The sequence below is a fragment of the Pseudoalteromonas mucoides genome (genome assembly GCF_049257175.1).
Taxonomy (GTDB): domain Bacteria; phylum Pseudomonadota; class Gammaproteobacteria; order Enterobacterales; family Alteromonadaceae; genus Pseudoalteromonas.
Genome location: NZ_JBMMUC010000002.1, coordinates 84647 through 98027, shown reverse-complemented (window position 1 = coordinate 98027; position 13381 = coordinate 84647). Strand labels below are relative to the sequence as shown.

The window sequence follows — 13381 nt, the reverse complement described above, 5'->3', positions numbered from 1 at the left end:
TATGAAGCAGCAAGGTTTCACTTTAGTCGAAATGATGGTGGCATTATTTATTGGTGGTTTAGTGCTTGGTGGAGTGATGTTCACGTATGTCAGTATGAAAGTAACCACGAGAGATACAATGACAATAGGTGACTTGCAAGAAACAGGTCGCTTAGCGCTTAATATTATGCAGCGTGATATAGAGCAAGTTGGTTTTTGGGGCACCTTTTATGAAGATTCTTTTTCAGAAGAAAATACACAAGTGTCACTTACATCTGGACAAAAACCAGCCCCAGATTGTTTTGCAGGCTTGAATAATGGTAGCTTTCCTGTTTTTAACGTAAACACTAATTTTCGTTCAGTGTATGCCATTGAAACAATGGGGGGAGAAGCACTAAATTGCCTTAATAAGACAAAAGAAAACACTGATATCTTGCAGGTAAAATTTTTAGAAGGGTTACAAATTGATCCAACTGATAGCACTGCTAATAACTATTATTTTATTGCAGAGCAAGAGCGAGGCGAGTTTCGTAAAGGCCCCATTGCTGCAAATACCATAGGCGGTAATGCAACGCTTTGGCGCTATCGTCATCATGTTTATTATATTGATGAGCAAACTTTTAAAATAAATGATCGTGATAGAGAAGTACCCGTATTGATGCGACGTCGGCTAGCACCGAGTGGAAAAATGGTCACTGAAACGATTATGGAAGGCGTTGAAAATATGCGGTTTTTATTCGGTTTAGATACGAACAATGACAGTCGAGTAGACACTTACCGAAGTGTTAATAAAATGACCGCAGCTGATTGGGAAAACCGCCGGGGCATTTTAACGGTGCAAGTATTTATTTTGGTACGAGCATTACAAGAAGATGCTAACTTAAAACAGCTTAATCAAACATATACCTTAGGCGAAGATGTCGACCAAAGAATACTTGAGTTTGATGATAAGTTTCGTAGAGCTCTATTTACAACAACGATTCGCTTAAATAATGTAGGAGCAAACCTATGGAGAATTTAAGGTTAGCTTCAAAACAGCAAGGTGTTGTTCTGATTGTAGCGCTGATCATGGTTGTTGCTGTCACAGGTATAGCTGTGACGCTTATGAGTAGCAGTAGTGTGGATATGAAAATTACCAATGCCGCATTTGAGCGAGAAGAAGCTGAAAACGCTTTGATGGGTAATGTACAACAAGTGATAGCTGATGAAGCGACTAAAGGAGGAAACAGTTACTTTTTATATACGCGAGCGCAAATACCGAATGGTTCAATCGCATTAGATAAAGTGGGCGATACAGTAAACTCAATGAGTAATTTAAATAATGGTGCGCTAGATCTGCCCTGCCCCCGTAAGTTTAGTTTTACCGCAGGTATTTCATGCAACATGGTGCAAGTTGATAGTACGATAACCTATGGCTCAAAAAGTAAACACACTATTACAATAACGACTGGAATCGCCCAAGAAATGGCTAGTTTAAATACTGGCGGTTAAGTGAGTAAATATGATGAAGTTTGAAAAGTTAGTTATAAGTATTTCGCTCTGTATTGCACTGCTTTTAAGTATGCACAGCTACGCTGAAGATATTGAATTATATGTTAATCATAATGTTGAACTCGATGAAAAACCTCGTGTTTTATTAATTTTTGATACCTCTGGAAGTATGGCTTTTTCCTCAAGAACAGGGGATGACTGCGGACAGTATCAAAATGGAGGTTGGGTATTGTGCAATGATAGCCGGTTGGGAGTGGCTAAAGATGCAATGACACAATTAGTCGAAGGACATTCAGATATTGATTTTGGTCTTATGCGTTACCATAGCACCGATGGTGGATATATTGTTAATGGTATTGGTAGCTCTCATGACACAATTACTCGTTCAATAAATAACTTGCCAGCAGACGGAGGAACGCCTTTAGCCGAAACACTTTGGGAAGCCTATTTATATATAACAGGGAAAGAGCAAAGTTACGGATTTCAAGTAGATAAAGATAAAAGAGATACTGATGTAGAGTCTGAAATTATTACCCAAGAACGAGTTCAAAAATGTAATTATGTCACTTATTACGACTGGTGGGGCCGCAAGCGGACTAGGAAAGAATGTAACTATGTATATGAGGATGTTGTTTCTAGTTACTCTTATATTTCCCCTTTTGCTGACAGCAAAGCTGAAGCTATACGCTGCGATAATTCAGTGAATATAATTTATATGACTGATGGTGATCCGTCTTCAGGGAGTGATAACGGCAGTGATACTGATATAAGTAGCGAATATAAAAAATATTTTGGCCGTTCACTTACCAATGATGATTATGTTTACAGTAATTATTTACATCAACTTGCGAAAGTAATTCATGGTGTAGACGCAAATAAAAAAGCCGGTATCGAAGAAGTTATTGTTGATCTATACCCACAAACCTCTGATATCCACGAAACGGGACGGGTATATACCGTTGGGTTTGGTTCTGGGATGAGTGCCTCAGGCAAGTATTTATTAGAAGAGACTGCGAGATTGGGTGGTGGTCAATATGAACATGCTAATACGGCAGATGAGTTATCCGATGCATTTAAAAAGTTCATTACAAATATTCGAGAAGTAAATGACACGTTTACATCTCCTTCAATCGCAAGTAACAATGTGGATCAGACTCGAAGCCGAGAATCGATTTACTATGCTATGTTTTACCCCGAAACAGGTGCCCGTTGGCGAGGGAATTTAAAAAAGTTAAAAGTGTCTGGCACAGAAATTGTTGATGCGCAAAGTACCCCTGCACTTAATGATGATGGGTTAATTAAATCAACAGCACATACCTTTTGGTTACCTGAAAATTCAGCTGCAGATGGTAATTCAGTGGAAAGTGGTGGTGTTAATTCACATCTTACAAATTTAGCAGAGCGAACCGTTTACACCGATTCTGCCGCAGGAGGACTGATCGAGTTTAAAAGTAATCTTTTGCAAACAGCCTTCGGTGGGCTTGCAAATTTAGCGAATAGTTTTGGGACTGACCTACTCAATGTCGCCTCAACTATTGATTGGGCTAGAGGTGTTGACGTTGATGATGAGGATAAGGATGGCTCTCGTCGGGATCAGCGTCAGGATATATTTGGTGATCCATTACACTCAAAGCCAGTCACAATTGATTATGGTAATGATGATATACGTATCCTGATTGGTACTAATGCTGGTTTTCTACATATGTTTCAGGATAAAGGGGACGAAGTGGGTGAAACATGGTCATTTATTCCTAATAGCTTATATAGAATTTTAACACCGTTGCGGGACAACCAAGCTGATACTAAAGTGTATGGTGTTGATGGACCTATTACTGTATTTTTCGATGACGCTGATCGTGATGGTGTTGTTGAAACTGGCGATCGTGTATGGGCGTTTTTTGGTATGCGTAGAGGCGGTAATTATTATTATGGTTTAGATATTACGAACCCTGATGTTCCTCGATTAATGTGGACAATTCAAGGAGGCACAGGTGTTTTCTCTGAGCTAGCACAAACTTGGTCAGCGCCAATCGCAACATACATTAAAGGTAAAACAGATCCCGTGTTAATTTTTGGGGCGGGCTTTGATACTAATAAAGACAATATACAGCTTAGTAATGATAGTAAAGGACGGGGGTTATATATTGTTAATGCATCAGATGGCAGTTTGGTGTGGGAGCTCACCCCTAAAACAGGCTTTAAAGGAGAGCATAGTATAGCCGCAACCGTATCGATACTTGATTCTGACTATGATGGCTTTATAGACCGTCTGTATGCAGCCGATACAGCGGGTAGTATCTGGCGAGTAGATATGCCCGGTGCAAACCCGAAAGATAGCATAAACCCATGGACTCACTTTGAACTTGCACAATTAGGAGGAGCATTATCTAGCCAAGATCGACGTTTTTTCTATAAGCCGGTTGTAGCGCGTACAATGTTTAGCAAGGTAACTAACACTACTGAAAATGATAAAACAACGATTACTCGCCAAGATACACCTTTTGATGCGGTATTAATTGGCAGTGGTAATAGGCCCAAGCCCACGTTAACGAACGTGCAAGATCAGTTATTTATGATCCGTGATATAAATACTGTGACTAAGTCATTTTTGGATGATGACATTCCAACCCCCATTACAATCAGTGATTTAATGAATGTGAATAATGACCCTTTTGCGAATGCGCTCAGTGATATCGATAAATTTACTGATGAGGAGTTAAAGCTTAGTCAAAAAAGTGGCTGGTATTATGATCTTCCTCGAAGTGGTGAAAAATCACTTGCAGCTGCAACTGTAGTTGGTGGCGTTGCTTACTTTACGAGTTTTACACCGGCTTCAGAAGATTCGGTCATTAATCAATGTTCTTTAAGCGGCGGAAGCGGCGGTTTATATGCATTTCACTTACATTATGGCACCAAAGTGTATGAGCAGTTACGCTATGTCACGAGTAATGATGTGCCTGATACACCACAACTGTATTTTGGTTCAACAAATACATGTGAGACTGATAATTGTGATGAACAGAGCCAGTTTTTATTGCTAGGGCCTGGAGTTAAGCAAACACAAGAAACGCAAGGGGATTCAAGCGCGAAAAACCCATTTGTGCCAAAGGAAATTATAGGGCCTGGTATTTCATTTGATGAAGATGGCAAAATTAAACTAGTAAGCGATGCTGTACCAATTGGTTTTGGTTTTAAAACCCAACAAACATTTATTTATAAACGCGAGTTGAATGATAACTATAAATAACGATTAAAGTTATTTTTATACGGTTTTACTATCGTTAATGTAGTAAAACCGTATAACTCCCTTTACAGTCAGATTGTTTAAATACTTTGCTTAATAACCAACCTTCCTATTAAGACGCATAAGGCTGTATTACAGTTTTTTGTACTGAATAAGCTCCATACCTCTACAAAATATTTTATCTTTTCCCAAATCCTAACCCTATTCTGTAATTTTTCTTTTCTGAGGAAATTAACGAAAAACATGATTTCACTGATGTATTCATTATATTAGTCTAATCAATTAGATGTAGTTAAAAAGGATTGCTTAGTGTGTTTTTTATACAGAAAAGTGACTGTTTTATGTTGTGAAATCTAAATTCTGTGCTGTACTAAAGTATTACTCATACTAAATAGAGAAGTCTTATGTGTGAGTTTTAAACGAAAAGATTTTCACATGGATAGGGTTGTCGCTATGTTTCAATTTACGCATGGGATTACAAAACTGTTTGGCTTTTTAGTTGTTTTTACCAGTCAAGTGACTCTGGCTGATGATATTGAACTATATAATTCACAAAATGACGATAAGCCAAAGGTATTATTAGTATTTGATAACTCGCTAAGTATGGCTTTATCAATAAATAGTAATAAACAGTGTAAAGGGTTGCTTGGTGTAATTAAGCTATGCCCTGAGACTCGACTATCCGCTGCAAAAACTGCGATGAAAAAATTGATCTATGATAATCCCAATGTTGATTTTGCGCTTATAAAATCGAATGGCCCGTTAAATTTAAAATTAAATAATTTACTTGATTTAGGTAACTTATTAGGCTCAACAGGTGGTTATGTCACTCATGGGTTTGGAGCTGAACACAGTGATATTATCGAAACAATTGATGATTGGGGGCTACTATCATTAGTTAACATAAGTCCTGCAACCGAAATGTTACATGAAGCAATGCTTTATTTACATGGCCAACAAGTTGGTTATGATCACCTTAACTTACTTGATCTCATTGATATTCGTATTCAACAACAGGGGCAATATATTTCCCCCTTTAGTTTGAATGATGGCTCTGAAATCCCCTGTGAAAGTAAAGTGAATGTTGTATTGATCACCGATGGTATATCCTTAACAGAAAGCTTGCCATTATTAGAAAATAGCCGTGAAAACGATATAAAGCAGTTGCATCAAAACCTATATGGTTATCCCGCCGATAAATTTAAAAATACCTATTTACCAACCGTAGCCAGACTCTTACATGGGCAAGGAATTAATAATTTTGATGCCTATCCAGACACTGCAATTATCGATAATGTTAATGTATATACAGTCGGGTTTGGCCATGGCATGCCTCTTTATGCTGAGCAGGTATTGGTAGAAACGGCAAAGCAAGGTGGCGGGCAATATTTTTTAGCTGAGTCACTAGAGGAGCTAAATGAAGCATTTGCGACGACAATGAAAACAGTACGCACTGTTGATGCTAGCTTTTCTTCCCCTGCGATTGTCGCAAGTAGTGCCGATAGAACGCGCCACTTAGATAGTATTTATTTAACTATGTTTCAACCAGCTTTAGGTGCTCGTTGGTTGGGAAATTTAAAGAAATTAAAGGTTTCAGGTACGCAAGTTACTGATGCGACAGGTAATCTTGCACTGGATGGAAGTGGGGCAATAAGCCAAGATAGTCGTACTTTTTGGCTTCCTGATGCGGAACCTAATGATGGCGCCAAGTTGCAAAGTGGCGGAGTTAATTATTGGTTGTCGGAATTTGCTGAACGCAATATTTATACGGATACAGCCGCGGGGTTGATGCCTTTTACTTATTCTAATTTAGAAAATCAGTTAGATGACCTTGATGAATTGTTTAATGAACCATTATCGGAGATTGAGGCGACTATAAATTGGGCGCGAGGAGTTGATGTTGATGACGAAAATAACAATAGCAACCGGACTGAAACTCGCAGTAATATTTTTGGTGATCCACTGCACTCTAAACCCGTAGCTATTGATTATGGGAATGGCGATATAAGGATTCTCGTTGGCACAAATGCTGGTTTTTTACATATGTTTCAAGATAAAAACGATACCTTGTCTGAGAGCTGGGCATTTATTCCACGCAGCCTCTATAGCATTCTCAAACCATTAAGAGCTGACCAATCAAATAGTAAAGTATATGGTGTTGACGGCCCTATCAGTTTATTTATTGATGATAAAAATAGCAATGGAATAATTAACGATGATGATCGTGTCTGGGCATTTTTTGGCTTGCGTCGGGGAGGACGTAATTATTACGGACTTGATATTTCAGAGCCTGATTCACCAAAATTACTTTGGAGCACTCCAATTCAAGGAGGGGTATCATCATTTAAAGAGCTTGGGCAAACGTGGTCAAAACCAATTGTAACCTATATTAAATTGGCCGGTTTTGAAAATAAACCGGTATTGATCTTTGCTGCAGGTTATGACGCGAATAAAGATAATGAGCAGCCAAGTCGTGATGATAAAGGGCGAGGCATATATATTGTAGATGCAAGCAGTGGCGAAAAAGTGTGGTCATTGACCCCTGAAAATGGATTTGCAGGAGTAGATAGTATTGCGGGCGATATTGCGGTGTTTGATGCTAATTATGATGGTTATATAGACCGTCTTTATGCTGCTGACACCGGAGGGAATGTATGGCGAGTAGATATGCCTGAAGGCAAGTCGTGGACACATTTTAAATTAGCCGAACTCAGTGCTAGTGGGATAGCTAATAGACGCCGTTTTTTAAATCAACCTATGATTGCAAGAACATTATTTAGCCGTGTTAGTAATGTTTTTTATAATGGAGAAATGCGTCAAATACGTGAGGATATTCCGTTTGATGCGGTGTTAATCGGTAGTGGAGATCGTGCAGATCCGATGACAACAAATATTCAAGATCAACTTTATATGGTGCGTGATATAAATACTGTTACTGGCCAATTTCCTAATGGCTTACCTGAGCCGATTCGTATTGACGAGTTAATGGATGTTAGTTTAGATCCATTTTCCACCAAGCTGGATGATAACGAGGCGTTTGTTCAACTTGAGGTCGAACTGGGAAGCTTTAAAGGGTGGTACTACAACTTACCTAAACTAGGTGAAAAGTCTCTCGCTGTTGCAACAGTGGTTGGCGGTATTGCTTACTTTACAAGTTACACTCCTGCAGCCTCGACTGCGCCTGAGGCAAGTCAACAGTGTATAAATAGTCGTGGGCAAGGTGCTATGTATGCGTTTCATTTGCATTATGGCACTAAAGCCTATGAGCAATTGGCTTATTTAACGCGTGATGAGTTACCAGATACACCGCAATTGTATTTTGGAGTTCAAGAGCAATGCGACGATAAAGATGATGATAACCTTTGTGATGATACTATGAAGCCGGTTGCCAAAAAAAGTCAGTTTTTACTGCTCGGACCTTGGTTAAATACACAGCAAGTGGCAGGTATTTTAAAACCTAGTGAATCGTTTGTACCACAAGAATTATTAGGACCAGACATTACATTTGATGAAAATGGCCATATAAAATTAGTAACGAGCTCATCAACCCAAGGACTAGGTTTTCGGATTCAGCAGACGTATGTATATAAGCAAGACATTATTTCTCAATAATTAAAACAGGTGCTTAATGCGGTAAATACAGGCAATAATTGCATTCGATGCAGTAGGCACTTATGATGTAGTGGTTTAGTTTACACCCCAAACATAATAATTTTCGGCGTATAATGCAAAATAGATGGTGCGAAGAATGAAAATACAAAAAAATGGTTTTACTTTAATTGAGTTAATGATTACGGTGGCTATATTGGGCATTATCGCATCTGTCGCTCTGCCTAGTTACTTTGAACATGTTAAACGCACAGCTCGCACAGAAGCCATTACTTCATTACTTGATGCTGCAAATAAGCAACAACAGTTTTTTGTTGATAATCGAGTGTATACACAAAGCTTAGAAAACTTGGGTGTGGTATCTCCGACAGAGCATGGATTTTATACCATAAAAGTAAGCGTTGATAATTCTGCGGGCACGTTCAAGATCACTGCTACGCCTGCTGCTGGTCCACCACTAAAAGATGACGATTGTAAATCTTTTACTATTGATGATGCCGGACTTAAAACCTCTAAAGGAAGTGCGGATAAAAGTGAGTGCTGGGGGTAATTTCATTTTGGTTTAATGACTTCGCTTTCGCTTGGCATTGCAAATAAACTAAAAAGGCTAACAAATAAGTAAGCTAGATTTTGCTCAAATACTATTTTGACATTCTTGGGTGTCCTTTAGTGTTATTCTACCTATTGTACTCACCGAAATAGCAATCCCCGGTAAATTTGCTGATTTATAGTCAGCACAATATATAAAAGTACCATTATTAAACCCCCTGGGTGTACCATCAGGGCGGTAAGTGATGGCGTTTCGGGGGTAAGTAAGTTTATCTGACTTATTAATAGCTTCAGAGACAAACATAACAGTGTCATCAGAACCAAAGACTCCAACATCCCCTTTATCAACAAAAACGGTAATACCTTCATGCCAACGACTGCCGTCACATACTGAAGACTTCAATGCACAAACAGTAATTTGGCTATTTAAAGATACCGCATTGTTACGCGCTAAATTCAAGGTTCTTTTTATCAGGTGGCTGTAATTTTCAAGGCGAGTTTGTGCAAGAAAAGGCTGCAAGTGAAACAGAGCAAGGTTAGCCATGATAGCGACAATACTCAATACTACCATTGTTTCGAGCAATGTTGTCCCTAATTTTGCTTGGAATTGGGGTGGCTTTCTCATCCTTGAGCTCTTTTGATTACTATTATTCTAATATTAGTTGAGCTTGCTGGAGTTGCAAGCTCAATTAAAGTGCTTTAGCAACACAAGAATTATTAGTATCTCCATTGTACAAAGCGGTACCCGATTGGCTTATTGTTAATGCTTTATTGTTCTCATTGTCTTTATTTGGGCAGTATGTAAATGTACCTGGGTTTGAGGTGATCCGGCCACTTGCATCAAATGTTAATGAAGTATCTCCCGAAAATGTTAATTTACTATTTTCAGATATCTCAGCCATGGTTCTAAGAATTTTGTCTCCTTCCTGTGGATCATAGTCACCATTACTGTTGTCATCGAAAAATACAATGATGGTGCCGTCACTCCAATCTTTAGAGCAGGTCAATTGTGTATTATTTTCTATATTTGTTGTGTCTGCGCTACACACCACCATAAGTGAATCTGTACTGGTGGCTTTTGCGCGGGCAAAATTGATATTGCGTTTTAACTCAAGCAAAAAGTTTTCGGCTCGATTCTCTTCAAGCATATCACTGCTATCCCAAAAAGCGATTGCAGCAACAATGCCAACGATAGCAATGGTGACCATCAATTCTAAAAGCGTAAAGCCGTGTTGTATTTTTTTCATATGTGCCTCTAAATACTAGGTGACTCATTAACAAGCCATACAAACAACGTATTTTATAACTATGGTTGCTAGATTTTTAATTATCATATCATTGTTGATGATTAAATCACCGTAATTCAATTGCTTTGTTTGCTATGAACTGCAGGATTGTCTAAAATCGACTCAAACAGAATTTAAAAGTAGCAACGAACAATGAAAAAAATAGAAGCAATCATCAAACCTTTTAAACTAGACGACGTACGTGAGGCATTATCAGAAGTCGGTATTACAGGTATGACAGTAAGTGAAGTAAAAGGCTTTGGCCGCCAAAAAGGGCATACCGAGCTTTATCGTGGTGCTGAATACATGGTAGATTTTTTACCGAAAGTAAAACTAGACATTGTGTTAGGTGATGAAAATGTTGACCGTGCCATCGAAGTGATCGTTAAAACTGCGCAAACAGGTAAAATCGGCGATGGTAAAATCTTCGTTACTGATGTTGAGCGTGTTGTGCGTATTCGTACGGCAGAAGAAGACGAAGAAGCTATTTAATTAATTCGGTTTAAATGAGTTTTCATTCGATATAAAAAAGGCGCTAATCAAATTAGCGCCTTTTTTATATAATTAAATCTATTTGTTTTTATTCAACTCACGAGTCAATTTAGCGTGCTCACTCAACTCTGGTAAACCTAGTTTGTTATAGCTTTTTTCCATCACCTCTAGTGCTTCATCTAAATAACTACTTTGTGAATAATGTTCTACAACATACTTACCGCGATTTGCCGCTGCAAGGTATGCTTCGCGTTCATAGTAGTACTCAGCTACCTTTAGCTCATAGCGAGCCATTTTATTTAGTAGCCAAACTAAACGACGTTTTGCCTCTGGCGCATAACCACTTTGTGGGAAGCGGTTGACTAAGGTTGATAAGTCAGTAAAGGCAACCCGAGTACGGTTTGCATCACGGTCGGCTCTATCAACACCAAAGTATTCTTGGAATGCATTCTCATCCGCTTTAATGTTCACTAACCCACGCATGTAATACATGTAATCTAGATCTTTGTGATTAGGGTTTAAGCGAATAAAGCGGTCAATGGTCGCTAATGCTTGCTCTGTATTACCTGCTTGGTAATGGGCATAGACTAAATCCATTTGCACTTGCTTTGACATTGGGCCAAATGGGTAGCGTGAATCTATGGCACTTAATAGCTCAATTGCACGGGCATAAAGGCCTGAGTCTAATGTTTGTTTAGCGTCTTCATAAAGCGCTTGTGCTGACTTATTAGGAACGCGTTGGATATCTTCTTCATCTGGAGCAGACGAACATGCGCCTAAACCAAGTAATGAAACTGTAAAAACAATGGCGAATGCACGTTTCCCTATTCTATTTATCATTTTATTTGTTACCTTCGATGTCTTCGGCTAGGCCAACTGGGTAAAACCGAGTAAACTATGCTTATTATATAAATGCTTTTATTAAAAGCGATTCTAACCCAGTCGAGCACAGCTTGCACTGGTAAATTGGGTAAAGTTACTAATGTCAGAACAAATTTCTCTTCAAGCCGAGGTGCCAACTGAGTTAGGCGGTAAACGTCTAGACCAAGTATTGGCGCAATTGTTCCCTGATTATTCACGTTCACGTATAAAAACGTGGATTTTGGATGATAAAATCACCGTGGATGGTGAAATTTTCAACACCCCAAGAGAAAAACTCTTAGGTGGCGAAGTGGTCAATGTTGAAACCAGCATTGAAGCACCACGTGAATATGAAGCGCAAGATATCAAATTAAACATCGTTTATGAAGACGATGATATTTTAGTTATCAATAAACCTATGGGTTTAGTGGTTCACCCAGGCGCAGGTAACCCAGATGGCACAGTATTAAATGCCTTGCTGCATCATTACCCTGAGATCATCAACGTACCACGAGCGGGTATTGTGCACCGTCTTGATAAAGACACTACAGGATTAATGGTGGTAGCGAAAACCATTCCTGCACAAACTCACTTAGTGACTGCATTACAAAAGCGTGAAAACTTCACTCGTGAATATGAAGCGATTTGTAATGGTACGATGACTGCAGGTGGTATGGTTGAAAAGCCAATTGGCCGACACCCTACACAGCGTACTCACATGGCGGTACATGAACAGGGCAAGCCAGCTATCACACACTTTCGTGTTGCTGAAAAGTTTCGCGCCCATACACGCTTGCGTTTACGTCTTGAAACTGGCCGTACTCACCAAATTCGTGTACATATGGCGTTTATTAATCACCCATTGATTGGTGATAAAGCTTATGGCGGCCGTCCGCGCCCACCAAAAGGTGCCACACCTGAGTTGTTTGAAATGCTCAGAGCGTTTAACCGTCAAGCATTACATGCGGTTAAGCTGAGTATTGCTCACCCAATAACAGGTGAAATGATGACGTGGCAAGCACCTATTCCTGATGACATGGTGGCAATGACACACGCATTACGCGAAGACACCAAAGCAAACCCAAATATAGACTTTTAATCGAGATGATCACACCTACATGGCCCGCATCAATAAATATTGGAGCCCTGAGCACGACACGAAAAGGGGGCTACTCAGAAGCCCCATTTAGTAGTTTCAACTTGGGTTTACATGTAGGTGATGATGAACAAAAAGTACTGGCTAACCGTGAGTTATTAGCGAACCACTTACCGACTAAGCCGGTTTGGTTAAACCAAGTTCATAGCAGCGACGTTGTTATTGTTGATGAGCAGTTTGATCATTCCAAGCTAGTGGATGCAGATGCGCTGTTTACTCGTTTGCCAGAGCAACCTTTAGCGATAATGACGGCAGATTGTTTACCCATTCTACTCACCACTGAATGTGGGAGTGAGGTAGCCGCAATTCATGGTGGCTGGCGAGGGTTACATGCCGGAATCATCGAAAAAACGATAGATCATTTTAATACCCCCACAGAGAAAATTATAGCTTGGCTTGGGCCGGCAATTGGTGCGCAAAATTTTGAAGTGGGTGCTGAGGTAAAAGCTGCATTTTGTAAGCTTAGTTCACAGTATCAACATGCTTTTCAGGCAAAAGGTAATGGCAAATTTTTAGCTGATATTTACGCCATTGCACACATTCAGCTAAACCATTTAGGTATTTTTAATATCTCAGGTGGAGAGTATTGTACTGTTGCTCAACAAGAGCAGTTTTTTTCATATCGACGAGAAGGTAAAACCGGGCGCATGGCCACTTTGATCTGGCGCAAATAATCGTGCTCTACACGGATTATATTTCCTTCAAAACCTTGAA

The 13381-nt window shown here is 39.4% G+C and carries 11 protein-coding genes; 8 read left to right on the top strand and 3 right to left on the bottom strand.

From position 1 onward, the window contains the following. Position 1 precedes the first annotated feature (1 nt). From AAEU30_RS02145 to AAEU30_RS02125, 5 genes are all read left to right on the top strand, one after another. On the top strand, positions 2 to 1000 hold the full coding sequence (locus AAEU30_RS02145; RefSeq protein ID WP_421959101.1) for a PilW family protein: 999 nt from the start codon (positions 2 to 4) through the stop codon (positions 998 to 1000). Then, positions 988 to 1470, top strand: a complete 483-nt coding sequence (locus AAEU30_RS02140) for a pilus assembly PilX family protein (protein WP_421959100.1) — start codon at positions 988 to 990, stop codon at positions 1468 to 1470. Before AAEU30_RS02145 ends, AAEU30_RS02140 begins: the two co-directional genes overlap by 13 nt. A 13-nt stretch (positions 1471 to 1483) precedes the next feature. Beyond that, positions 1484 to 4717: a PilC/PilY family type IV pilus protein gene (locus AAEU30_RS02135; RefSeq protein WP_421959311.1), complete on the top strand. Its 3234-nt coding sequence runs from the start codon at positions 1484 to 1486 to the stop codon at positions 4715 to 4717. A 432-nt stretch (positions 4718 to 5149) separates the two neighbouring features. Beyond that, positions 5150 to 8326, top strand: coding sequence for a pilus assembly protein (locus AAEU30_RS02130; protein ID WP_421959099.1), 3177 nt, complete (start codon positions 5150 to 5152; stop codon positions 8324 to 8326). A gap of 136 nt (positions 8327 to 8462) precedes the next feature. After that, positions 8463 to 8873: a type IV pilin protein gene (locus AAEU30_RS02125; RefSeq protein WP_087532093.1), complete on the top strand. Its 411-nt coding sequence runs from the start codon at positions 8463 to 8465 to the stop codon at positions 8871 to 8873. An 84-nt stretch (positions 8874 to 8957) separates the two neighbouring features. Here the strand turns inward: AAEU30_RS02125 and AAEU30_RS02120 are convergent, their stop codons facing one another. Both AAEU30_RS02120 and AAEU30_RS02115 read right to left on the bottom strand, forming a co-directional pair. After that, positions 8958 to 9497, bottom strand: a complete 540-nt coding sequence (locus AAEU30_RS02120; RefSeq protein WP_421959098.1) for a GspH/FimT family pseudopilin — start codon at positions 9495 to 9497, stop codon at positions 8958 to 8960. 64 nt (positions 9498 to 9561) lie between these two features. Next, complete coding sequence (locus AAEU30_RS02115; RefSeq protein ID WP_421959097.1) at positions 9562 to 10119, bottom strand: GspH/FimT family pseudopilin; 558 nt, start codon at positions 10117 to 10119, stop codon at positions 9562 to 9564. Positions 10120 to 10311: 192 nt separating this feature from the next. Here AAEU30_RS02115 and glnB point away from each other — a divergent pair, with 192 nt between their 5' ends. Then, entirely contained in the window at positions 10312 to 10650 is a 339-nt protein-coding gene (glnB, locus tag AAEU30_RS02110) for a nitrogen regulatory protein P-II (protein WP_087532096.1), read from the top strand. Between the two features lie 78 nt (positions 10651 to 10728). Here the strand turns inward: glnB and AAEU30_RS02105 are convergent, their stop codons facing one another. Beyond that, positions 10729 to 11490 carry an outer membrane protein assembly factor BamD gene (locus AAEU30_RS02105; RefSeq protein WP_421959096.1) on the bottom strand — a complete coding sequence of 254 codons (762 nt, stop codon included), beginning with the start codon at positions 11488 to 11490 and terminating at the stop codon, positions 10729 to 10731. Between the two features lie 142 nt (positions 11491 to 11632). Here AAEU30_RS02105 and rluD point away from each other — a divergent pair, with 142 nt between their 5' ends. Both rluD and pgeF read left to right on the top strand, forming a co-directional pair. Next, complete coding sequence (rluD, locus tag AAEU30_RS02100) at positions 11633 to 12610, top strand: 23S rRNA pseudouridine(1911/1915/1917) synthase RluD (RefSeq protein WP_290210826.1); 978 nt, start codon at positions 11633 to 11635, stop codon at positions 12608 to 12610. Beyond that, the gene (gene pgeF, locus AAEU30_RS02095; protein ID WP_421959310.1) at positions 12610 to 13341 is read left to right on the top strand and encodes a peptidoglycan editing factor PgeF; all 732 of its coding nucleotides are present in this window, start codon (positions 12610 to 12612) and stop codon (positions 13339 to 13341) included. The genes rluD and pgeF overlap by 1 nt, the downstream gene beginning before the upstream one ends. The last annotated feature ends 40 nt before the right edge of the window (positions 13342 to 13381 follow it).